Here is a 22,637-nt window from a genome sequence, read left to right as displayed (position 1 = left end):
ATGATGTCGCTTTCTTGAAATTGGTAAATCAACTGGAATGTGATACCATAAGGACATTTACTTCGATTATAACGCTTTCATCGATCAGAGGAGGGACTTATCAATGTCTTATTTGTCCATTAGTACGTGGAGTTTGCATCGCCTGCTCGGCCCGTTGCGCTTTACAGCTTGGAACGCGGAGACGAAGCAGCATGAGCCGCAAGTCACAGAACAGCCGCAGGTGCTGACACTGCTCGAGCTGCCGGCTGAGCTGGCACGTAGAGGGTACCAGGCTGCTGAAGTATGCCATTTTCATTTTCCATCGGTAGAGCCGGCGTACTTGCAGCAGTTGAAGGAATCATTCCAGTCGGCAGGCATTAAGTTCGATACGCTCCTGCTCGATTACGGCGATCTGACGACAGCGGACGAAGAGCGCCGCGAAGCGGACATTCGCTACATGCAGCAGTGGATCGATATCGCGTCGCTTGCAGGCGCGAAGCAAATCCGCATCGTTGCGGGCGAAGCTGCGCCGGATAACATCGAAGCGCTTCGTCTATCGGCAGAGTGCCTCAACCGACTCAGCCAATACTCGCAGGAGCATGGCAAGAACGTTCGCATCATCTCAGAGAACTTCAAGGCGCTCACGTCGACTGGTTCATCCAGCGTGAAGCTGCTTGAACTCGTGGGCGACAATGCAGACTTCATCACCGACTTCGGCAACTTCAAGCTCCCGAACAAATACGATGAGTTTCCGCTTACGCTGCCGAGCAGCGTGTCCGTACATGCCAAAGCGCAATACGACGACCAGGGCTATCCGGATCAAGAGGAATTTATTAAATGCTTGAACACCGTCCGTGCCGCCGAGTTTAACGGCGCTATCGTACTCATCTATGACGGACCTGGCGATATGTGGGCCGGACTCGATCGCATTAAAGCCATCGTTGCCGACTATCTATAACATAGTAGGAGGTGGCAGAGAATGTCATCATCATCAGCTATTGCCGCAGAGACGCGGATTGGACTCGTGCAATTGCGGGTAAGTAACTTAAAAGAGTCGATCCGCTTCTATAGCGAGATCGTCGGTCTTCAGCTCATTGAAGTGCAGCAGGAAGGAGTGGCCGCGCTGGGAGTCCCCGGTGCGGCTAAGCCGCTTCTTCAGCTGCGCGAAATTGCTGATGCGGTGCCGCGTCCACGCCGCTCTGGCGCGGGCTTGTATCATTTTGCGCTGCTCGTGCCGGATCGGAAGACGCTCGGCCTGTCGCTTCGCCATCTGAGGAGCACCGGCATTCACATCGGGCATTCAGATCATCTCGTCAGCGAGGCGCTCTACATCACCGATCCAGATAATAACGGCATCGAAATCTACTGCGACCGTCCGCGCGATACGTGGCAGTGGGATCAGCAGGGCCGCGTGCAGATGGGACTCGATCCGATCGACCAAGATGGCTTGCTAGCTGAAGCCGGCGACGCTTCTTGGAACGGACTGCCTGCGGTCACGACTGTTGGGCATATTCATCTGCATGTGACGGAGCTGCCGACGACAGAGCATTTCTACGTCGACGTGCTCGGCTTCGATATCGTCGCATCCATGAGTGATTCAGCGCTCTTCATCTCGGCAGGGGGCTACCATCATCACATCGGCCTTAACGTATGGGCTGGCGTTGGCGCACCGCTGACACCGGCGAATGCGCCGGGCCTTGATTATTACCAAATCGTTCTGCCCTCCGAAGCGGCTCAAATGGCCGTTTTTGCACGTTTACAGGCTGCAAGCGTTCCGCTCCGCACCGAGGGCGGCACGATTATTACGCATGATCCATCAGGCATCGAGGTTCATATTGGCATATAGCAGTTGTGTGTAATTGATCACTCTCCATTAGATATTTTTTCTTAAATAACGTGATGCAGGCTAGTTTCTTAGGGAATTGGCTTGCAGACCGTTGTGTGAAAATATGCAAATGCTGGATAATTGAGAGGGGCGATTTAGTTGGGCAGTGGTCGGGGCCTGTTAACGACGTATATCCGGGCAAAATGGTACATTTATGCATCGGGTATTACGTTTACTATCGCAGCGAACTTATTTCAATCGTATTATCCGAAGGTGCTGGGGAACTTCACAGATGAGCTGCAGAAGGGTGGACTGACGAAAGATACGGTCCTGCATTCGAGTCTCGTGCTGCTCTTGATCGGCGTCGCTTACGGCATTCTTGGCGGCATCGGGCAGTTCCACATTATGTACGTCGGTAGGGTGTTTGAGAAGTTTACACGGCAAAGGCTGTTCAGACATTTCACAAGGCTTGGCGAGCAGTTCTATTCCAAGAATGGGGTCGGCAAGCTGCTGAGCTATGTGATGAACGATGTCACGACCGTTCGCGAATCCATCTCCATGGGTGTTAACCAGACTGCGAACGCTGTGATGCTGATCGTCTCGGTTATTGCGATGATGCTGATCAGCGACATTCCTTGGTACCTGATTCTGATCTGTATATCGCCGCTGCTTTTCATTCCATGGATTGTCGTTCGCTTTGGGCCAACGATTCGCAAGCGTTCGCTCGATGTGCAGGAGTCGCTTGGCGCCATGACCGAATCGGCGGAGGAGCAATTCGGCGGTATTCGTGTCACGAAGAAGTTTGCCGTCGAAGATATTATGAATGGCAGATTCGGCCGCACCGTTGACCGGATCAAAGACAATCAGCTGAAGCTTGTGCGCGTCTCCTCCTTCTTTCAAGCTCTTATTCCGTTTCTTGGCGCATTATCGTTAGTTGTGACGCTTGCCTTCGGCGGTTATCTGGCACTGTCAGGGCGTCTCTCACTCGGTAACTTCGTTGCGCTGACGCTTTATGTTCGGATGATGGTTAACCCTTTGCAGCAGATCGGCAACGTCATCAATACGATACAGCGCTCCCGGGCGTCGCTTGAGCGGCTGAATGACTTGCTGGCAAAGCAACCGGAAATTATCGAGAAAGAACTTGCGGCGGACATCGATTGGAACAAAGCCGTACTTACTGTGAATGACCTATCCTTCACATATCCAGAATCACCAGAGGAAGCTCTGCGGCACATTTCGCTTCGCCTCGAACCGGGCAAGACGCTTGGAATCGTAGGAAGAACGGGCTCTGGCAAAACAACGCTCGTGAAGCTGCTGCTGCGCGTCTATGATCCTCCTGCTGGAGCAGTCGAAATCGGCGGCAGCGATTTGCAAGATATTTCGCTCGAAAGCTTGCGCGCCGGCATCGCTTACGTGCCGCAGGACGGCTTCCTGTTCAGCACGACGATCCGAGACAACATTGCATTCTATCGTCGCAGCGCAGACCTGTCACTCGTGGAGAAGGCAGCACGCGAGGCGCAAATTCACGACAGCATCATAGGCTTCCCCGATGGCTTCGAGACGAAGCTTGGCGAGCGCGGCGTAACGCTATCCGGTGGTCAGCGGCAGCGAACGGCGTTAGCGAGAGGGATGATGATGGAAGCGCCGATTCTTATTCTCGACGATAGCGTAAGCGCGGTAGACGCTGTCACGGAAACGGTCATCATTGATACGATCCGTCGGCAGCGCGAGGGCAAGACGACCATTATTATTGCGCACCGGATCAGTGCATTGAAGCATGCAGACGAGATCATTGTGCTCGATGAAGGGCGAATTGTGCAGCGCGGCACGCACGAGACACTGCTTGCGCATGAGGGCATCTACGCGATGCTTCATGCCATTCAGGAGGAGGGAAGCAGCGTTGGCTAAAACAGCGGACTTCAATGCGAGCAACAAAATCGCTTACAAAGGGCTCATGTCCTACGCCAAGCCGCACACGAAGACGTTCCTCGCGGTGTTCGGCTGTATCGTGGTCGCAATTGCGGCAGATCTGCTGCAGCCTTACTTAGTGAAGGTGGCCATCGATGATCATTTGATGAGGGGCGATAAGAGCGCGAGCACGCTGCTTCTCATTGCCGGCATCTATTTGCTCTTGTCGGTGTGCGGATTTGTCTTTACCTATTTGCAAAATAATTTTCTTCAAGAAGCGGGCCAAAGCATCGTTGCAGCGATTCGCAAACAGCTCTTCCGCCATATTTCGAAGCAATCGATGTCGTACTTTGACCGCGTGCCAAGCGGCAGCTTGATTACGCATGTGTCAAGCGATACGGAGTCGCTGAACCAGTTCTTCAGCCAAGTGCTCCTGAGCGTGCTGCGCGACGGGCTGACGCTTGTGTTCATTATCGTGCTGATGTTTCAGCTCGATGTTCGGCTAACGTTGTACTGCCTGATTTTGATTCCGATCATCGCACTTAATGCCATTTCATTCCGCTCCTACATGCGCACGACCTATCAGATCACCAGGACGAATCTATCGCGGCTCGTCGCGTTCGTAGCTGAGAACTTGTCTGGGATGCGTATCATCCAAGTGTTCCATCAGGAGAAGGAACAGCAACGGCAGTTCGATGAAGGTAATCAGCGGTACTTTAAATCGAATATGCGCGAGATTCGCACGAACGTGCTGTTCAACCGTTCCTTCGATATGCTCGGCAATTTGTCGGTCGCCTTCGTCACGTGGCTCGGCGGTAATGCGGTGCTCGGTCACTCGATTCCATTCGGCGTCCTGTTCGCGTTCATTACGTATATCCGCCAGTTCTTCCAGCCGATCAATAACATTACGCAGCAATGGAATACGCTCCAATCCGCACAGGTATCGATGAACCGGATCTGGTCTATTTTCGAGACGGTCCCAGAGGTGCAGGATGCCGATAAAGCGCGCGAGGTCGAAGCAACGAGTGTGAAAGGGAAGATTGATTTTGACGGTGTGAAGTTCGCTTACGGTGACGGGGCTCCGGTCATACACCACCTTGATCTCCACGTGCAGCCTGGTGAGATGATTGGAATAGTCGGTACGACAGGCGCGGGCAAAAGCTCGCTGATCAGCCTGCTTTGCCGCTTCTACGATGTGAAGCAAGGAAGCGTCTCAATCGACGGGACGAACGTTCGAGACATTCCGCAGCATACGCTCCACCGGCTGATCGGTCTTGTGCAGCAGGAGCCTTATCTGTACTCGGGCAGCATTATCGACAACGTCCGCATGTTCGATGAGACCATATCCGGTGAGCGTGTTATAGAGGCGTGCAAGATGGTAGGGGCCGATACACTCGTTATGCGGATGAAGGACGGGTATGATACGGTGTTATCGGAGCGGGGGAGCGGCTTGTCTGCGGGCGAGCGGCAGCTTATCTCGTTTGCCCGAATCATTGTATTCCAGCCGAAAATTCTCATTTTGGACGAAGCGACGGCGAATCTCGATTCCCACTCGGAGCAGCTCATTCAGCGGGCGCTTGCGGTCGTCTCCGAAGGGCGGACGACGCTCGTCATCGCGCACAGGTTGTCCACAATAATGGGAGCCGACCGTATTATTGTGATGCGGCAGGGCGAAATTGTTGAAGAAGGTACTCACCGTGAGCTGCTTGCGCTTGGCGGGTATTACGAGGAGCTATACCGGCATTCGCAAGGCGAGCATGAAGAGGTGCCTGCTTCGGAGGCATTGCCTGCTGTGGATATGGCGACAACTTCCTCAGGCTGCAGCTCACGGCGATAAACGAATTGCGAGAGGATTATCCACAGGTTATGCACGTACTGTGGATGGATTGTGTACAAAGTTGTGGATAAGGCCGAAATCATTCCCTTTAAGCAGCAGTCCCGTACACATAGACAACCCCATTTGAACTATGCGATAATGGGCTATTACTAAGACTGACTGTTTGAGGTGCAGATAATGGAACTATTCCTATTGCTGGCAGAGATCATGCTGGTCAATATTGTGCTTAGCGGTGATAATGCTGTCGTCATCGCATTGGCAAGCCGAAATTTGCCAGAGTCACATCGCAAGAAGGCTGTATGGTGGGGAGCGATGGCGGCTGTCGTTCTCCGAATTATTTTGACGGTGGTTGCCGTTTATTTGCTTAAATTGCCGTTCATTCAGGTTGCGGGCGCACTGCTCCTGTTCTGGGTTGCGATTCAACTGCTGAAGGATGACGGCGACAGCAAAAATATTGCAGGCGCGCAGTCCATCTGGAAGGCGATTCGCATTATCGTCATGGCTGACTTCGTCATGAGCCTCGACAATGTGCTTGCGATCGCATCCATTGCGAACAACAACATTTGGCTGATGGCACTCGGCGTTGCGCTCAGCATTCCCATTATCGTCTGGGGCAGTCAGCTCATTATGGCGCTGCTGCACAAGTTCCCGATTGTCGTCTTCATCGGCGCCGGCATTCTCGGCTACACCGCTGGAGAGATGCTCGAGGATAATGATACGCTCAAGAAGGTTCTGCATAACGCCGGTGAATGGGTAGACACACTATTCCCATTCATCTGCGGCCTGCTCGTTATGGGCATCGGCTACCTGCTGCAGCGCCGCGAACGTTCGCGCGTGCAGGAGGCTTAAAGAAGAGGAAAGGGTTCTTGCGAGGGGACCCTTTTTTGCTATTTGGAGGAGCCGCAAGCTAGCGGAACAATGAAGTAGACGCTGAGACGCGCCGAATTGTATACTTGGTTTAATTTTACATGGGAGCGAGTGATTCGCATGCAAATTCGTCAAATTGCTAGATCCGAGAGCAAGAAGGTACGGAAGGGATAATCGCTTCTGAGCTAGCATGAGCGGAGCTAGGCGAGGGCAGAGTCCCTTTCATGGATGGTCGCAAACCACGAATGGAGGGAAACCGAATGTCTTTTAGCTACTATGGTGCATTATGTACAGAGGTTTATGATCATACGAAGAAAGTCGGTCAATCGATCGACGGAGATATCGAGTACTATCGTGAAAGGCTGCGTGACATCGAAGGCGGGCGCATACTGGAAGCGATGGTCGGGTCGGGGCGTGTTATCATTCCGCTGTTGGAAGCGGGATTCCAAGTAGACGGAGTAGATGCTTCATCGGATATGCTGGCCTCCTGTCGGCAGCGCTGCGATGAGCGAGGGCTCACCCCCGAGTTGTTTCAGGCGGAATTGCAGGAGCTCGAGCTGCCTCATCTCTATGATGCGATAATCGTACCAGCTGGCTCGTTCCTGCTCATTGAAGATCGGGAGCAGTCGATTGAGGCGCTGAAGCGGTTCTATAACCATTTGAAGCCAGGCGGCCGATTGCTGCTGGATTTGGAATTGCCTGACGCTAACTTTGAGCAGAGCCATTTTGCAGGGACCGCGGTGTTCCATATGCCGAATGGCGATCTTATTACCCTTGAAGGCAAGCTGGTTGAGACGAGCTTCCTCCACCAATACAAAGTGTCGCTGCTTAAGTATGAGAAGTGGCGAAATGGCATGTTGATCCAGACAGAGCTTCAGCGTTTCGCTCTGCGGTGGTACGGGGTGCATGAATTCAAGCATGTGCTGGAGAGCTGCGGCTTTACGGATATCGTGGTTTCCGCAGACTTCGAGTACGGCAAGGCGCTGACAAACGACAAGCAACCGATCACATTTGAGGCAGTACGTTCATAAAGAATAGGGGTATTCCGCCACAAGTATCGTAGACGATGCTTGTGGGGATGCCCCTTTTTTTATTAAAACATTGGGCTAAGATCCGGAATAAGCGTAAACTCCGGCGGCGAATAACGCTGGTCTTGCACAAGGTTGCCGAACTCATCGATTCCGAAGACCGATATCATGACATTGTCCGTTGCAGGCATAAGAACGTTGTATTGAACTTCATAAGCGACATTGCCGCTAATGAAGTAAGTCGTAATTTCAGTTTCATTAGGCGCGAGCGTGAAAGACTCAGCGTAAGCAGGAACGAAGCTTGATGAGTCAACAGAGGCGAAGACGAGGATGACGACTGTCGCGGTGTCTTCCAAGCTTTCATTCTTCATGCTGACGACGATGTTAGACGATGCTGTGCCGAAATCTCTAGTGTTGGTCACAATTCCAGTAGTAAATGGCATTTTTCGCGGGCACCTCCTTCCTTTAATTACCAGTATATGAGGAGGGATATGGTTGTCCTGTGCAGATGCAACTTTAATCTATTAAATTTTGCGAGAACCATCATTTGAGCTGCTAAAATGTTATGCTAGTTAACTAAAGGAAAGCAAATGGAGAAGAGGGCAGCGCAGTGAATATTTCCGAATTGCAGCAATATGTGCAAAGTTTCAGTGAGGCGAAGGGCTTTGACAAGAGTACAATCGAGCAGCGGATGCTGTTTCTGATGACCGAGGTCGGTGAGCTATCCAAGGAAGTGCTCTCGGTTTCCTACCATCCTGAACGGGAACAGAGCGAGAACCTCGGCCACGAGATGTTCGACATCGTCTGGAACCTGATGGATCTGGCGAATAAGCTCGGCATCGATTTGAATCAAGCGTTCGAAGCGAAGATGGCGATTAATGATAAGCGTAGCTGGGGGAAATGAAGTTCAGAAAATGTACCCTAATCCGGCCTAACTTCAATAATAGCGATAAGGGAATTCCAAGGTCATCGTAAATGATGGCTGAGGAGTTCCCTTTTTCAATGTTCATTACGAATTATTAACAAACCTCTGATGTTCTGAAAATAGTAAATTGTTACTATTTTTCGAAGTGAGCATAATGGAGGAGATTACCATTATTAAAGCTTTAAGCATGATAAGAACAGCCTTTGCCGTTCGCGACATTGGCTGTTTTTTTATTGCGGGAAGGCGGAGAAATGTTGAAACATTTTCCCAAATAAAGCGTCCAATGGATACAGGAAAAGAGATCGTTTGAAGGGGTGGCGGCAATGTGGATGAAGTCGCGTAAATGGGCGTTTCTGCTAGGTGTCGGCTTATTCGCAGTATTGTTGATTGCTGGAATACTACTCACTACTGGTGAACGATTCACCGCATATGCGCCAGCGAAGCAGACATCCCATGAGATAGCGCCGGTCACCACAACCCCAATTGAAACAGATACATCAGATCCTCCTGCTGTTTCGGAGACGGCTGCCGTGATTCAAGCCTTTCACACCGATTCAGTGGAGAAGCAGGTGCTATGGCAGGACGGAAAACGGGCTCTTTTCGTGCAAAATGGGCAGCTCATCTATGGTTCGGGCACGGAGGCAGCGGCTGAACAATCTCTCTACACGTGGAAGGCTCCTCTCTCCTCGCAAGCATGGCTGAATGGAGAGTATTTGCTTATTGGCACGCAGCTCATTAGTGAAAATGGCGAGGGTGACGGGTATCGTGGCTCGTGGCTCATTATTCGTATTTCAGATAACCCAGCTTTGCTCGGTGAGCAGAAGATGTTCTTCGGGCCGGACGACCTCTTGTCCACGGGACTCGCGAAGGAGCCAAGTCTCTTCTTCGTGCAATGGCGCAATGCAGAGACGGTTGAAGAGTTCGTGCTTGACCCTTCTCAGAAGCAGTGGAAGAAGGTAGAAGGCGGGGGGATAGACCTTTCGTCAGGAGCGATGTCGCGCACCGCCGCCGTCCCTTATCAGCTGGCGGAACCGAAAGTCATTCCGCTTGCCGACGAATCGACGGTCTATGTATATACCGAAGCATCGGGCATCCTTGTCTATTACACCAAGCCTTATTCCATGGTAAGACGCTATGATGGCTATCGTCTGCTGGACGCGAAGCTTATGCCTTTTCTGGATGGTAGAACGTCGCAAGTTATTGGACTCCTGCAAGATCAATCCGGCAAAGAGTGGATGTCTTTCCTTAGTAATGATCCGCGGCTCATGCAGCCGGACGGGCGGGTATGGAATGGCGAGTGGCAAGCGTTGAACGAATGGACGTTCACGCGCGCGTCAGCCGATCGGCTGGAACTGCTTCAATATGAGGAAGGAAGCGGAATATCTGCGCATCCACCGAGTTATCGGCAATTCACAACCGCTGGGGCCAAGCTCGTGTCCGCGCAGGGCTCGTTGCTAACGTATGAAGCAGCTGGAAAGAAGCGATTAATAGACTGGCGTGATTTGATCCATACAACGGGGGCGCCACAGGAGCGAGTATGGGCTTCGCCTTTGCAGGACAGTGTTGATTTTGCAGTGAAGCAGGAGACACGATCGCCATGGGATGCGGAGCTTGCGAGCCATAAGATTGTTGCGAGGAAGCTGGAGGAGTGGAATACGAATGCTCCGGTTCCGGATGATCTACTCGAAGCTCTTGATCAAGTGAACCGTGACGGGGACTACGGCGCCGCCAAAACGTTTCGCAAGTTTGGCTCGGACTGGTATGTGCTCATCGATCGCAAGTTCTACGCCTATCAAGATGGGCAAATGAATCTGCTCGGTGAGATGCCGATTACACTTACGGTTGAAATTGGAGAAGCTGCAGGCGCGGTTGGTGTCAGAGATTACATTCGTCTGGAGGACGGCTGGATCGTTGCAGATACGGAAGCGTCTCGGGTGGTGAAGCTGAACGATCAGCTTCAGGTGGCAGCGGAGCTCGAAGTTCCGCACCCTAATGCGTTAACGCTGCGGGGGAGTAAGCTGCAAGTGACTTCCTATGCGCAAACGATCGTGACGGATACGACGTTGAAGCAAGGCCGCGCCATTTCGCAATCCTTCCAAGCCGCACCTAAGAAAGAGCAGGAGGAGCGGGAATTTTGGCCGGAGGAATGGTACCGGGACACGAAGAGCGGGCTGACGTGGTACTACATGAACGGATTTCTGTATCAGTATGAGGAGCGGCAGCATCGATATCGCAGCTTCTACCTAGGTGTTAATGAAAATGCGAGAGCGCATGTCCACATTATTCCTTATCAAGGAGAGGTGAATGTGCTCCTTGACCATCGGTTGGAGCGGTTTGACCGGCATGGCAAATGGCTCGGCACATTGCCATTCCCGCGTGGCAACCCAGACGGCATTTATGATCGGACGCCGCAGGGCGAGAACTCGCTCGTTATGGATGAAGCTTCTGGCAGCCTGTACCTGGTGCAAGGCTATCGAATTCTGCGGATTGATCTGAACGAGCATGAGGTGGAAATGATGTTCGGGCAGAATTATTCGGATATCGGCAAGCTTACGCTATACAATGGAGTGCTGTATCTGGTTCTGCACAGCAATCAAGATGACTTCCACAGCCATCTGCAAGAGGGGGATGCCGCTACGACGAATATGAATACAGAAATCGTCGCGATTGATCCGGCGAAGCATGACGTAAAGCGATATACCGTGGAGGGATACTACGATGCAGTCCGAGTCGGCAGCGGCGCGGAGTCCGAGATTCATCTGGATTTGATTCAATATGTAGCGTCAAATTGATCACAAAAGCGTTAAGTTGGTTCTTTATCATTAGCTTGAAATTAACCAAAATAGCCAAAGAAGTCCAGCAAACCAGTTACGTTCGTTGAACTCTAGAGTGTAATCTCCTCTCCCTGAGGGGAAAATGCCTGTTTTCGCTGACAATGCTTCTGAGAGAACACCTATGCACTCTCAGCTTCGCCAACCGCTGATTTCGGCTGTTACCTTATCTGAGAGTGCTGAATCTGTACTCTCAGAGCTTCACTCCACCGATTTTCATGCTGAGAGAACGTATATGCTCTCTCAGCTTCACCAAGCTGCCGAATTCGGCTATTTCCTCATCTGAGAGTGCTGAATTTGTACTCTCAGAGCTTCCATCCACCGATTTTCGTGTTGAGAGAACGCATACGTTCTCTCAAACTCGGAGGAATGAACGATACCAGCCAGCTACCAGCGTTTATTCTCCCACTCCCGCCCACACTCTTCACGGAACCGCTGCACCCATTGCTCGGCGACATCATCAGCCAGCTTATCGAATGCTGGCGGTGCGATCTGCACATGTTCCGCCGGAATGTCCAGAAACTCCAACACTCGCTTGACCGTTCCCTCATAGTCCTGAATAAAGTCCTCGTATACGATCGTCAGCGGCATAATCTTTGATTCTGTGAGAAAGTCCTCAATCGCCGCTTCGAGCATCACGCTTTGCAAGGTTAAATTGTTAATCGCATCAAAGTTATACTGGTCCGCGATATCATGCTCCCGCGGCTTCTCGCCGAAGTTGCGATGCCATTCACCTGATACAATCGCACGCCACCAAGAGACGGCCAGTCTGACTTTGTTGCGGCGCGTCATATAAATATGCTTGGAGCAGTTCGGGAAGGCGGCACTCCACACTTCAGCGCGAGATGCATCCCCAGGGAGCTCGAACAAGCTGCGGAACGCGTCAATCCATTGCTGTTCAAAGCCAACTTTAATCCCGAAGACTCCGTTCGGAGTCGTGCCGTGCTGCCACTTCTGTTCCATATCCTCGCGCGTCACGGTTAAAGGGTCATTGTGCTCAAAATGAAGCCATTCGGCTGGATTGCCGGCCACCCCGGTCGAGGCGAGCGCTTCACTCAGCAATGTGCTTCCGGTCCGTTGCGAAAACCAAATGGTATAGCTTAATTTAGGCTGTGTCATAGGGGAGCTCTCCTTATTCTCTTGCTTTGTTAATTGTTGATGTGGTTTATGATAACGAGTTGAAAGGCTCGATTGTATGTAAGAAACGGTTTAGGACTGTTTTCTGCACAAAAAAACCACATTAGAAGTGAATCCAATGTGGTTCGATGTGGTTCGCATAACGAAGTATTCTATTTTACCTTCGCATAAACGATTTTCTTAATGCTATCGCAGGAAAGGAAGAACTGTTCAGTGAGCTGATCAACAGTAGCGCCCCCAGCAAACTTTTGACGAATCTCCATATTTCTTTGCTGGATATAGGCTCGGCTGCCAGAGTTCGCTCCCCAACCTTTGCGCAACCCTTCAGATTTAGGGATATAAACCATGACGCCATTCATATATTTCTGAACTTCCCTCAGTAATTCATCCGGTAAAATATCAGCGTTAACGTATTTCATGATCACTCTACCCCTTAAAGTTTAGTCATTTTAAGGAAGCAAAGTCTCATCATAAACGGATTCACCAATATAGGAATGAGACGGTCTTAAAGCTATAGCTCTATACAAACAACCGCCGTTGTTTATAATGTAGACTTTGCATAGAGCTTCTTCTCTTTGTCATCCAGCATAATTGGACCTCCTTCACAGCGTCATCCAGACTGCCCATCTCATCTCTAATGTTTCGCGAGCCACTCCAGCATCACGCGAAAGACGTCCTCGCGATTTAATTCGTTGTGCAGCTCGTGCTTGTAACCCGGCCATTCCTTGAACGTGCAGAGCGGCCCGACTGATTCGGCGAACTGCCTGCTGGCAAGGATGGAGGTAACTTTATCGTTGCCGCCGTGCATGAGCAGGAGCGGCACCTTCCATTCGGACGCGTGCTTCAGCGCCCACAAACCGGCGGTCTGCACACTGAAGAAGAATCTCGCGGTAATCGAACCGTGACCGAGCGGATCTTCCTGGTACCGCTTGATCATGACCGGATCACTTGTCAGGTGATCGCCTTTCATCGGGCGGTCCGTCGTATACGAGGGGAAGAGCCGTTGGACAATCCGCGCAGCGATCACCTGCAGCGGCGGCGGATTGAAGGCGAGCCTCAGCCACGGTCCGGTAACGATTGCCCCTGCAATAGCTGGCTTCCGCCGCAAAACATAATTGATCGCCACATTGCCACCCATACTGTGTGCGTATATATAAATCGGCAGGTCGGGATACCGCCGCCGCGCTTCGGCGAGCATAGCGTCGACGCCGTCCAGCAGTGCATCATATGAAGTCGTATGCCCGCGCTTGCCTTCCGTTCGGCCGTGACCGCATTGGTCGAAGCCAAAGGAGGCATAGCCGTCCTCCGTAAACATTTTCGCAACATGCGTATATCTTCCAAGATGCTCCCCCATGCCGTGCACGATGGCAATGACACCTTTTGCCGGCACATCGCTGGACTCCCGCCATTCGGCTGCAAACCGCCGCGAACCATCCTCGCATACGAGCTCAAAGCTGCGCTCATTCATCTCGGTGCACCTCCTAAGCTTATAGCTACTCTTACAAGCAAACTTTACCATACTGGAGCGCGATTTGAAATTGACAACCGAACCAGCTTCTCCAAAAAGAAGGAGATTCAGCCCTAAGGGATGAAATGATTAATGGAAGCGTTTCAAATTATGCAGCAAGCATGCTCGGAAAGGTGAGTGTTATGCAAAAAACGAAGATCGGCATCATCGGTTGCGGAATGATCAGCGACATATACTTGGAGAATTGTACGAAGACGTTCGAAATTCTGGAGGTGGCGGCTGTTGCCGACCTGAACGTCGAGATGGCGCGCAAACGCGCGGAGCAGTATGGAATTCCAAAAGCATGCTCCGTCGAAGAGCTGCTCGCTGACCCGGAGATCGAAATCGTCATTAACTTAACATCCCCGCAGGTTCATACGGAAGTAAACCTGCAGATTCTTCATGCCGGCAAGCATGTGTATGCGGAGAAACCTTTTGCCTTCACAAGAGAGGATGCAGACCGGGTTCTTGACCTAGCACGGGAAAAAGGTCTTCGCGTCGGCATCGCGCCCGATACCTTCCTCGGTGGCGGGCTGCAGACGGCGCGCAAAATAATCGATGACGGTTGGATCGGCAAGCCTTACATGGCAAACGGTCTTATTCTGATGGGCAACGTATGGGATGGTATGCATCCGAATTTCCGCCAATATTTGCAGACGGGCTGGGACCCGCTGTTTGATATGTCCCCTTATTATTTAACGGCATTCGTTCATTTGCTCGGCCCGGTTCGCCGCGTCAGCGGTTCGGCAGGCTCGGTTCACAGCGAGTTCACAGTGAGCAACCCGCAGTCGCCGAGTTACGGCGAGACAGTGCCGGTGGGCGCGCCTATGCATGTGACGGCTACGCTTGATTTTGAGAACGGAGCGACGGCAAGCCTGCAAGTGGCAAAAGAAAGCTTCGGCTACACGCCGCGGCTGGAAATCTACGGTACTGAGGGCATCCTGCAAGTGAACGATCCGAATAGCTTCGACGGCGCAATTACATTGCAGCAACGTAACGGCACGGTCAAGGATTTCCCATACTCGCACGGCTTCGATAAGAACTCCCGAGGCATCGGCGTTGCGGATATGGCCTATGCAATTCGCTCCGGCAGAGCTCACCGAGCAAGCGGAGAGCTGTCGCGCCATGTGCTCGATGTGACAATTGGCATTCTGGAATCGTCGAAGACGGACAGACATATTGCCATTACGACGCGCTGCGAGCGGCCTGCTCCGCTGCCATTAGGACTTATTTATAACCAGCTTGACCAGTGAGGAACGAACCAGAACAAACTCTAACATAAAGAAACATATTCTAACGTCAAACCGCGTGAACTTGTTGTATACTGGAGATAGAAGCATCTGAGAGACTTCGCACCAGAAAGTTACAAAATATGGGGGTTATTTTACAATGAGTCAAGTACTCCGTGTTGGCCTAATTGGTTACGGCTTTGCCGGAAGCGTATTTCATGCACCAGTTGTAACAGCAGTTCCCGGCCTCGAGTTAGCCGCAGTTGTTGAACGTAAAGGCGAGAAATCCAAAGCGCGTTATCCATGGGTTAATGTCGTCAAAGATGTTCGCGATCTGTATGAAGATCCTTCGATTGACTTGATTATTGTGACGACGCCAAGCCCGGGTCATTTCACATTCGTGCGAGATGCGCTGCTTGCAGGCAAGCATGTTGTCGTGGAGAAGCCGTTCACGCCGACCGTTGCCGAAGCGGACGAGCTTATTGCGCTTGCGAAGCAGCAGGGCAAAGTCGTTAGCGTCTTCCATAACCGCCGCTACGACGGCGACTATCTGACATTGAAAGAGCTGCTGAGCCAAGGCGTGCTCGGCGATATTAGAGAAGCTACCTTCCGTTGGGACGGCTTCAGTCCAGTACTGAACTCCACCAACTGGCGTGAAGGCGCAGAGCTTGGCAACGGCGTATTCTATGATCTTGGCGTTCATTTGCTCGACCAGGCGCTTACGCTATTCGGCGTTCCGGATGCTGTGAGCGGCGACGTTCGCAAGCAGCGCGAAGGCGCTGAAGCGCATGATTACTTCGATGTAACGCTGTTCTACGGCGAACGTCTGAAGATTAATCTGCGTTCCTCCCGTTTCGTGCGCGAGGCGACTCCGCGTTACGTGCTTCACGGTTCGAAAGGAACGTTCACCAAGTATGGCGTCGATCCGCAAGAGCCGGCGCTTATTAGAGGCGGTCAGCCGAATACGCCGCACTGGGGCGAAGAGCCTCGCGAGCTGTGGGGCAAGCTGAACACGTCCATCGGCGGTCTTCATGTAGAAGGCGTTGTCGAGACGATTGCCGGATCTTATGCGGATTATTATAGAAATGTGTATGAGGCCATCATTGGACAAGCTGAGCTGAATGTGAAGCCAGAGCAAGCAAGAAACGCCATTCGAATTATTGAATTGGCGCTGCAGAGCAGTGAAGAAGGCAGGAAGCTGCCGATTAAGCTATAAAATTATGCGGTAAAGAGGAGAGAGCGCAAAGATGTTTCCATTCAAAACGTCATTAAACGCATCAACCTTATTTCCTTATCAACTGAATGTAGTGGAGCAAATCGCAATCGCTGGGGAAGCGGGCTATGAAGGGATCGAGCTGTGGGTTTCCGGTATCGAGAGCTATCTCGCTGGCGGCGGCACTGCTGCTGAAATTCGCGAAGCGCTAGCTAGTCACAACGTAGCGTTCGTGAACGCAATCGCCTTCTTTAAATGGGCGGATCAGGACGAAGCAGTTCGAGAGGAAGCTTTCGTACAAGCGGAGCGCGAGCTTCGCATGCTCGCTGATCTTGGATGCCGCGCTGCTGCTGCGCCGCCATTCGGCGATGTGGCGAACGTCAGCTTGACCGATATGGGCGCTCACTTCGCAAGGCTGTCGGCGCTTGGCCGCGAGATCGGCATCGATGTATATGTCGAGTTCTGGGGCCGCGCGAGCAACCTGTCGCGTGTTGATCAGGCACTCGAAGTAATGCGTGCGTCAGGCCTCTCGGATGCACAGATGCTGCTCGATCCGTTCCACATGTACACGGGCGGCAGCACGGTTGACGATCTGAAAGGATTGCAGGGAAGTCAGATTGGCATTATGCATGCCAATGACTACCCGACTTCGCCTAGCCGCGAGACCATTACGGATGCGGAGCGGGTATTCCCTGGCGAAGGGATCGCGCCTTCGAAGGAAATTGCCCAGACGCTTTACGCGGCAGGCTACCGTGGCTATCTCTCTGTGGAGCTGTTCATTGCGGACTTCGGCTCGCAGACGGCGCTGGAAACAGCGGTGAAAGGACTGCAAACGCTGAAGGAAACGTATCAGGTTGCAGCCGAGTAATTGCGATAAAGATGGATAAGAAACTGGGCGTTCGCGGCAGGCTTGCCGGCGCTCAGTTTTTGTATATGCGATTATCAGCCAGGCAGCGAGTGGCAACGACGACGCACAAAATGGCAGCGCTGTCATGGGGCTAGGAGTTAGAGATCTGGCAAGTTGCAATCCCATATGAAGAGTAGGGAGTTTTCATAATGAAATTATCGGTATGCATTGACGCCGTCTACAGCGGCAAGGACTTTTATGCGAGCATCCGGGAAATTCGCGAGATCGGCTATGACACGATTGAGTTCTGGAGCTGGTGGGACAAAGATGTGGAGAAGGTCGCTCATGCCACTCGCGAGCTAGGTCTTCGCATCGCATCGGTATGCACGAAGATGGAGAGCTTGGTGGATGCGTCGAAGCGGGATGCTTTTGTGGCGGGGCTTCGTGAATCCATTGCGGTTGCGGGGCAGCTTGGCTGCAAATTGCTGATTGCTCAAGCGGGAGCGGAGCTGATTGGAGTGCCGCGCGAGGAGCAGCGGCGATCGATTATTGAAGGGCTTAAGGTTGCTGCGCCGCTCCTTGAGGAAGCAGGGGTTACGCTTGTGCTTGAACCGCTGAATACGCTAGTTGATCATAAAGGCTATTATTTATATTCCTCGGAAGAAGCATTCCATATTATCCGCGAGGTCGACAGTCCGAATGTGAAGCTGGTGTTCGATATTTATCACCAGCAAATTATGGAGGGCAACGTGCTGGCTAATATTATCCCGAACCTCGAGCTGATCGGACATTTTCATGCGGCCGGCAATCCGGGGCGGCATGAGCTTAGCTCGGGCGAGCTGCACTACGGCCGAATCTTCGAGGCGATTGATGCGGCGGGGTATGAGGGCTATATGGGACTGGAATATTTTCCGGTGGCGGCTCCTGCTGACGGCTTAAAAGCACTGCTTGGTTCATAGCTTGATTGTAGTTATGTGATGAGAAGGAGTGGGATGAATGGAGCTTACGAAAGAGCAGCTAGCGTTCTTTGACACCTTTGGGTTTATTAAACTATCTGGCCTGCTGAAGGCGGACATCACGTGGATTACAGAAGAGTTCGAAGCGGTATTCCCGATGCTTGAAGAGAAGCATGATGGGTCGAAAAGAACGATGATTGTTCCGTTCGCCGATCAGCGCGAGAAGCTGTGCAGCCTCATCGATGACGCTCGTATTGCGGGCATTGCGAAGTCGCTGCTCGGCGACGACTTCAACTACATGGGCAGCGACGGCAACTATTACACAGGCGACACGGGCTGGCATCGTGACGGCGAGAACCGTGCGCGAAGACATGTGAAGATCGCGCTCTATCTCGACACGCTCGACGGCTCGAGCGGCGCGCTTCGTGTTATTCCGGGAAGCCATCGGCTAGACGACCAGTTCGGCGTCGATGTGAAACGGGTAATCGGGTCGCAGGCGGCGCTTGATGTTGCGGGGCCGGATGTGCCTGCTGTGGCGCTGGATGTCGTTCCGGGCGACGTGCTCGTGTTCGACCATAATTTGTTCCACGCCTCGTTCGGAGGCAGCACGCATCGGCGCATGTTCACTTTGAACCTGTGCGAGCGATTTGGTGAAGATGCGCTGGATGATTTGCGCGCGTATATTTTGCTGCATGCGCACTATCGGCGCGAGCACTATTATGGCCCCGCCATGTTGCGCAGCGCTGGACCTGCGCGGAGGGTCCATCTCGAGCAAGTCGACGCCCTCTGCGGCGACTACGCCGAGCGCACGAAGGACCTGCCGCAGCTTCCGCTGAAGGCGCTGATTTAGTGATGAAGGTGCTCTCTTGGTGGGAGCGCCTTTTTATGTTGGCGGGTGTTGGGTGTGGGAGGCTTCATGTAGGTGGGCTCAGCCGAATTCTCCGAAGTTGGCTGAGAAGGGAGCAAGAGGTCCAGTAGCCCAGCTGCATTCGCTGTCTACTTGCTTCTGAGAGAACGTATGTGTTCTCTCAGAGGAGAACAAGGCGTTATTCGCTATCTATTGGCTTCCGAGAGAACGTATGTGATCTCTCGGTGCCAAACCCGCCTAAGTTTGAATTTGAGAGAACGTATATGTTCTCTCAGACTCGGAGGATTGGACTATACGAGCTGAAGAGGTCCAGTAGCCCAACTACATTCGCAATGTTCACCTCTGGCTTTAGCACCTCTTAGCCTTCACGCGGCGCGGCTTCCCAGCCTGCCAAACAAAAAAACAGGCCCCGCACCCAAAGGTGCGAAGCCTGCTATTCAAACCAACTAACCTATAGCTTAAACCGTTCCACCCGCAGCTGCAGATCCTCTGCCATCTTCGTGAGGAAGGCTGCTGATGCCGCGATTTCCTCCATGGATGCGAGCTGCTGCTGCGCGGCGGCGGATACATTTTGCGTAGCGAGAGCAGATTCTTGGGTGACACCGGAAATCGTATTGATCGCGGTAACGGTCTCGTGGCCATCGCTCGAAATACGCTGCGACACTTGCGATACTTCCTTGATTTGCGCTTCAACTTCAAGGACGGAGCCTTGGATTTGCTTGAACAGCGCACCTGCGCGGCTAATAACTGCGATACCGGCGGTGACCTCGACGCTCGTTGCATTCATCGAATCAACTGCGCGCTCGGTTCCGCTCTGCATGGATTCGACAAGCTCAATGACGCTCTTCGATGACGCAGCGGTCTGTTCCGCCAGCTTCTTCACCTCTTGCGCAACAACTGCAAAGCCTCGCCCGTGCTCGCCTGCTCTTGCCGCTTCGATGGATGCATTCAAGGACAGCAGGTTCGTCTGAGTCGAAATATCTTGAATCATGTTCACCATTTGGCCGATCTCAGCCGATTGCTGCGTTAGTCCCGTGATGACATGCGACAATTGTTCAAACGTCCGCTCAATCGACTGCATCTGCGTAATCGCCGTCTCAATTGCAGCATTGCCTTCCGCGGAAATATGGGAGGTTTGCACCGCAACCTCGGTGACCGATTGCGCGTTAGCGGCGATTTCTTCAACGCCTCTGGACATCTCGCCAACAGAAGTAGAGCCGATTTTTACACTTTCCACTTGTTTCTCGGAGCCGCTCGCCATTTGTTGGATATTTTCAGCGATAAATTGTGTAGCCATTGAAGTTTGGTCCGAGCTGGCGGAGAGCTGCTCTGATGAGGCAGCGAGCTGATGGGACGTTTCATTCACTTCGGTCAGCAGCGTCTTCAGCGATACAATCATAGCATTGAAGCTTGTGCTAAGCTTCGTAATCTCGTCCTTCTTGGCGCCAGATACATTCAGCGATACGGTCAGATCGCCTTGGCTGACTTGCTCCGACACATGAATGAGTGCGCGAATCGGACGCACAATCGCACGAATAATGATATAGATCAGCGCTGCGCCTGCAACGAGGCAGATTACAACAACAAGCAGCGTTTGATTCAAAATCTTCGCGGCATCCTTGTCGATCTCATTCACACTGAACGTGCCGGCAAGCTTCCAGCCTGTCAGCTTATTCGTCAGTACGGCTTGACGCATCGTGCCGCGTTTCGTTTCATAAGTGAAAAAAGCGCTATTGTCTTCATACATTGGCTTGGCAATTTCATCAGGAACCTTTGCCCCAGCCTTGAGAAGAGGATGGATAAGGTACGTCTTGGTGTTATCCGCGATGGAGACGTAGCCTTCTTTGCCGATTTTGACGCTTCCAATCTGTCCGTTCAGCGACGTGAGGTTCAAGTCCACGCCGACCACGCCTGCTCCATTCGGAGTTGCTTTGGCGATCGTGACGACGACTTTTCCATCTGTAGCGTTGATGTAAGGCTCAGTAATGATGATTTTGCCAGCTGCCTTCATTGCACTTTCATACCAAGGACGAGTACGCGGGTCAAAATCCGGCGGGAGCTCCTGTTGCGGGCTGAGGAGCATTTCGCCCTTGCTCGTGCCAAGGTAGACGTTATCGACTTGAGTGTGTACTTTCTGGAACGCGGCGATCAGCTTCTGCAGATCAGATACTGCTGTCGGCTGGCCGGCGTCCAGTTTGAAAGTCTGGGATAAATAGTCAATATCAGTACTGATAGGCTGGATATAGCCAGAAAGCATTTCGTCGAGGACACGCACATTTTCTGTGACAGTCATGTTCATCCGATCCTCGATTTGAGACTTTGCAGTCTGATAAGAGAACCAACCGATCGTAAGGCTCGGCACGAGCAAAATAACTGTAAAAGCAATAATGAGCTTATTCCGCAGAGTAAGTGCGAAATCTATTATAAATCCGAGGAAAAAAAGGAAAGAGCCGGCTGGATGTCCAGCTAGCCCCTTAGTCAAGGTTTTCGGATTTTTGTAAAAGCGAATTGGTAATGTCTCCTGCCTGCGTCCACGGTGACGATGATATTCCGACCTGGCTGGATTGCTGGACTACATCGGCGGAATTCTGCTCAAACGAGCGAAAGAGGCTGGATTGCTGGACTACATCGGCGGAATTCCGCTCAAACGAGCGAAAGAAGCTGGTTTGCTGGACTACATCTACGAAAGTGCGTCCAAGAGAGTATGTAAACTATCGCACACGCCGAAATGGGCAGAAAAGAAAGCTGAAAGAAGCTGAGAGAACAAATACGCTCTCTCACGCACAAGAACGGGCAAAAAAAGAGCTGAGAGAGCAAATACGCTCTCTCAGCAGTGAAACCGGCGGAAAATCCCGCCGGAATGCATCCGAGAGAGCAAATACGCTCTCTCACACACAAGAACTCTCAGCAGCGGCGTGCGCCAACTCAAGCTCTACTTCGTAAAGCACAGCAAATTATCATCGCTGTCCAGATGTTTAAGAATCTCTTTCTGGATCAGATCCAGATCTTTGGTGCGGAACGCATCCATCAGCTCTTGGTGATCGCGCTCCATATGGTCGAGGTTGTAGAACGAGATGTTTTTCGTGAAGTGGAGGCGGATTTGGTTGACGATGCTTTGCCAGGTCAGCATGACGGTCCGCTCGGTCGCCAGCTCCAGAATCGACTGGTGGAACAGGATGTCGAGGTCGACTAGCCGGCTCTTCTCGCCGTTCTCGACGGCTGCGCGCATCTCGTTGATAATGACTTGCTGCTTCGCGAAGAAGCTGTCATCCAGCTTGTCCAGATACCGCTTCACAACAAACCACTCAATGTGGAAGCGGATCGGCATGAGGATGTTCTGCACTTCATCGGCATCCAGATCAGCCACGACCGTTTCCTTATAAGGATACGACAGCAGCAGCCCTTCACGCTCCAGCTGGCGGATCGCTTCGCGAATCGGACCGCGGCTGACGCCCATTTGCTCGGCGATGTCCATCTCTTTAATGCGTGCGCCAGGGAGAAGATGACCGTTCAAGATGGCTTCTCGCAGATCATTCGTCACTTTTTCGCGAAGGGACGTGTTGGCTTGCTGCTTAAATGTAAATTCGGACATGAATAGTAGCTCCTTCGGCAACTGAGAGAGGTAGCGTTACATGAACAGTAAACGCTTTCCTATTATAAAACCAGTATACCCCGAATCG

The 22,637-nt window shown here is 52.2% G+C and carries 20 protein-coding genes; 14 read left to right on the top strand and 6 right to left on the bottom strand.

The features are described 5' to 3' along the window. Positions 1–103 precede the first annotated feature (103 nt). The 6 genes from AC0LWF_RS18715 to AC0LWF_RS18690 all read left to right on the top strand — a co-directional run bounded on the left by AC0LWF_RS18715 (position 104) and on the right by AC0LWF_RS18690 (position 7,447). On the top strand, positions 104–937 hold the full coding sequence (locus AC0LWF_RS18715) for a sugar phosphate isomerase/epimerase family protein (RefSeq protein WP_474653058.1): 834 nt from the start codon (positions 104–106) through the stop codon (positions 935–937). 21 nt (positions 938–958) lie between these two features. Then, the gene (locus AC0LWF_RS18710) at positions 959–1,825 is read left to right on the top strand and encodes a VOC family protein (RefSeq protein ID WP_474653057.1); all 867 of its coding nucleotides are present in this window, start codon (positions 959–961) and stop codon (positions 1,823–1,825) included. 138 nt (positions 1,826–1,963) lie between these two features. Further along, positions 1,964–3,712 (top strand): ABC transporter ATP-binding protein, encoded by a 1,749-nt coding sequence (locus AC0LWF_RS18705; RefSeq protein ID WP_474653056.1) that lies wholly within the window; start codon positions 1,964–1,966, stop codon positions 3,710–3,712. Positions 3,713–3,758: 46 nt separating this feature from the next. Next, positions 3,759–5,549, top strand: a complete 1,791-nt coding sequence (locus AC0LWF_RS18700) for an ABC transporter ATP-binding protein (RefSeq protein ID WP_474653180.1) — start codon at positions 3,759–3,761, stop codon at positions 5,547–5,549. Between the two features lie 177 nt (positions 5,550–5,726). Beyond that, on the top strand, positions 5,727–6,398 hold the full coding sequence (locus AC0LWF_RS18695; protein ID WP_474653055.1) for a TerC family protein: 672 nt from the start codon (positions 5,727–5,729) through the stop codon (positions 6,396–6,398). Between the two features lie 278 nt (positions 6,399–6,676). After that, the gene (locus tag AC0LWF_RS18690; protein ID WP_474653054.1) at positions 6,677–7,447 is read left to right on the top strand and encodes a class I SAM-dependent methyltransferase; all 771 of its coding nucleotides are present in this window, start codon (positions 6,677–6,679) and stop codon (positions 7,445–7,447) included. Positions 7,448–7,509: 62 nt separating this feature from the next. Here the strand turns inward: AC0LWF_RS18690 and AC0LWF_RS18685 are convergent, their stop codons facing one another. Then, entirely contained in the window at positions 7,510–7,887 is a 378-nt protein-coding gene (locus tag AC0LWF_RS18685) for a hypothetical protein (RefSeq protein ID WP_474653053.1), read from the bottom strand. Positions 7,888–8,054: 167 nt separating this feature from the next. Here AC0LWF_RS18685 and AC0LWF_RS18680 point away from each other — a divergent pair, with 167 nt between their 5' ends. Both AC0LWF_RS18680 and AC0LWF_RS18675 read left to right on the top strand, forming a co-directional pair. Next, positions 8,055–8,348, top strand: a complete 294-nt coding sequence (locus AC0LWF_RS18680; protein WP_474653052.1) for a MazG nucleotide pyrophosphohydrolase domain-containing protein — start codon at positions 8,055–8,057, stop codon at positions 8,346–8,348. A 344-nt stretch (positions 8,349–8,692) separates the two neighbouring features. Next, positions 8,693–11,161: a hypothetical protein gene (locus AC0LWF_RS18675; protein WP_474653051.1), complete on the top strand. Its 2,469-nt coding sequence runs from the start codon at positions 8,693–8,695 to the stop codon at positions 11,159–11,161. 426 nt (positions 11,162–11,587) lie between these two features. On the opposite strand, the gene AC0LWF_RS18670 is transcribed toward AC0LWF_RS18675, so the two are convergent. The 3 genes from AC0LWF_RS18670 to AC0LWF_RS18660 all read right to left on the bottom strand — a co-directional run bounded on the left by AC0LWF_RS18670 (position 11,588) and on the right by AC0LWF_RS18660 (position 13,805). Further along, positions 11,588–12,319 (bottom strand): Stf0 family sulfotransferase, encoded by a 732-nt coding sequence (locus tag AC0LWF_RS18670; RefSeq protein WP_474653050.1) that lies wholly within the window; start codon positions 12,317–12,319, stop codon positions 11,588–11,590. Positions 12,320–12,489: 170 nt separating this feature from the next. Then, a complete protein-coding gene (locus AC0LWF_RS18665; RefSeq protein ID WP_474653049.1) occupies positions 12,490–12,756 on the bottom strand; it encodes a CD3324 family protein in 267 nt (88 codons plus the stop codon). A gap of 215 nt (positions 12,757–12,971) precedes the next feature. Beyond that, positions 12,972–13,805 (bottom strand): alpha/beta hydrolase, encoded by an 834-nt coding sequence (locus tag AC0LWF_RS18660; RefSeq protein ID WP_474653048.1) that lies wholly within the window; start codon positions 13,803–13,805, stop codon positions 12,972–12,974. A gap of 182 nt (positions 13,806–13,987) precedes the next feature. Between AC0LWF_RS18660 and AC0LWF_RS18655 the strand changes: the two genes are divergently transcribed. The 6 genes from AC0LWF_RS18655 (at position 13,988) to AC0LWF_RS18630 (ending at position 18,939) form a co-directional block, all read left to right on the top strand. Continuing rightward, positions 13,988–15,097 carry a Gfo/Idh/MocA family protein gene (locus tag AC0LWF_RS18655; protein WP_474653047.1) on the top strand — a complete coding sequence of 370 codons (1,110 nt, stop codon included), beginning with the start codon at positions 13,988–13,990 and terminating at the stop codon, positions 15,095–15,097. Between the two features lie 136 nt (positions 15,098–15,233). Next, positions 15,234–16,289, top strand: a complete 1,056-nt coding sequence (locus tag AC0LWF_RS18650; protein ID WP_474653046.1) for an oxidoreductase — start codon at positions 15,234–15,236, stop codon at positions 16,287–16,289. Positions 16,290–16,320: 31 nt separating this feature from the next. After that, a complete protein-coding gene (locus AC0LWF_RS18645) occupies positions 16,321–17,154 on the top strand; it encodes a sugar phosphate isomerase/epimerase family protein (RefSeq protein ID WP_474653045.1) in 834 nt (277 codons plus the stop codon). A gap of 11 nt (positions 17,155–17,165) precedes the next feature. Beyond that, the gene (locus AC0LWF_RS18640) at positions 17,166–17,288 is read left to right on the top strand and encodes a hypothetical protein (protein ID WP_474653044.1); all 123 of its coding nucleotides are present in this window, start codon (positions 17,166–17,168) and stop codon (positions 17,286–17,288) included. 54 nt (positions 17,289–17,342) lie between these two features. Beyond that, positions 17,343–18,092, top strand: a complete 750-nt coding sequence (locus AC0LWF_RS18635; protein WP_474653043.1) for a hydroxypyruvate isomerase family protein — start codon at positions 17,343–17,345, stop codon at positions 18,090–18,092. Positions 18,093–18,129: 37 nt separating this feature from the next. Further along, positions 18,130–18,939: a phytanoyl-CoA dioxygenase family protein gene (locus AC0LWF_RS18630; protein ID WP_474653042.1), complete on the top strand. Its 810-nt coding sequence runs from the start codon at positions 18,130–18,132 to the stop codon at positions 18,937–18,939. A gap of 469 nt (positions 18,940–19,408) precedes the next feature. On the opposite strand, the gene AC0LWF_RS18625 is transcribed toward AC0LWF_RS18630, so the two are convergent. Next, positions 19,409–21,319: a methyl-accepting chemotaxis protein gene (locus AC0LWF_RS18625; RefSeq protein WP_488656657.1), complete on the bottom strand. Its 1,911-nt coding sequence runs from the start codon at positions 21,317–21,319 to the stop codon at positions 19,409–19,411. Between the two features lie 570 nt (positions 21,320–21,889). Beyond that, a complete protein-coding gene (locus AC0LWF_RS18620) occupies positions 21,890–22,549 on the bottom strand; it encodes a GntR family transcriptional regulator (protein WP_474653040.1) in 660 nt (219 codons plus the stop codon). Positions 22,550–22,637: the final 88 nt, after the last annotated feature.

It is taken from the genome of Paenibacillus sp. sgz302114 (assembly GCF_056120345.1).
The sequence above is the reverse complement of the archived record's forward strand: the minus strand, read 5'-3'. Positions and strand labels throughout refer to the sequence as shown.

Coding starts and splice junctions, on each gene's coding strand:
- AC0LWF_RS18640 (WP_474653044.1), top strand. CDS start 17,166: ATGGATAAGAAACTGGGCGTTCGCGGCAGGCTTGCCGGCGCTCAGTTT.
- AC0LWF_RS18710 (WP_474653057.1), top strand. CDS start 959: ATGTCATCATCATCAGCTATTGCCGCAGAGACGCGGATTGGACTCGTG.
- AC0LWF_RS18715 (WP_474653058.1), top strand. CDS start 104: ATGTCTTATTTGTCCATTAGTACGTGGAGTTTGCATCGCCTGCTCGGC.
- AC0LWF_RS18665 (WP_474653049.1), bottom strand. CDS start 12,756: ATGAAATACGTTAACGCTGATATTTTACCGGATGAATTACTGAGGGAA.
- AC0LWF_RS18700 (WP_474653180.1), top strand. CDS start 3,759: ATGTCCTACGCCAAGCCGCACACGAAGACGTTCCTCGCGGTGTTCGGC.
- AC0LWF_RS18685 (WP_474653053.1), bottom strand. CDS start 7,887: ATGCCATTTACTACTGGAATTGTGACCAACACTAGAGATTTCGGCACA.
- AC0LWF_RS18690 (WP_474653054.1), top strand. CDS start 6,677: ATGTCTTTTAGCTACTATGGTGCATTATGTACAGAGGTTTATGATCAT.
- AC0LWF_RS18645 (WP_474653045.1), top strand. CDS start 16,321: ATGTTTCCATTCAAAACGTCATTAAACGCATCAACCTTATTTCCTTAT.
- AC0LWF_RS18675 (WP_474653051.1), top strand. CDS start 8,693: ATGTGGATGAAGTCGCGTAAATGGGCGTTTCTGCTAGGTGTCGGCTTA.
- AC0LWF_RS18660 (WP_474653048.1), bottom strand. CDS start 13,805: ATGAATGAGCGCAGCTTTGAGCTCGTATGCGAGGATGGTTCGCGGCGG.
- AC0LWF_RS18655 (WP_474653047.1), top strand. CDS start 13,988: ATGCAAAAAACGAAGATCGGCATCATCGGTTGCGGAATGATCAGCGAC.
- AC0LWF_RS18695 (WP_474653055.1), top strand. CDS start 5,727: ATGGAACTATTCCTATTGCTGGCAGAGATCATGCTGGTCAATATTGTG.
- AC0LWF_RS18635 (WP_474653043.1), top strand. CDS start 17,343: ATGAAATTATCGGTATGCATTGACGCCGTCTACAGCGGCAAGGACTTT.
- AC0LWF_RS18650 (WP_474653046.1), top strand. CDS start 15,234: ATGAGTCAAGTACTCCGTGTTGGCCTAATTGGTTACGGCTTTGCCGGA.
- AC0LWF_RS18670 (WP_474653050.1), bottom strand. CDS start 12,319: ATGACACAGCCTAAATTAAGCTATACCATTTGGTTTTCGCAACGGACC.
- AC0LWF_RS18620 (WP_474653040.1), bottom strand. CDS start 22,549: ATGTCCGAATTTACATTTAAGCAGCAAGCCAACACGTCCCTTCGCGAA.
- AC0LWF_RS18630 (WP_474653042.1), top strand. CDS start 18,130: ATGGAGCTTACGAAAGAGCAGCTAGCGTTCTTTGACACCTTTGGGTTT.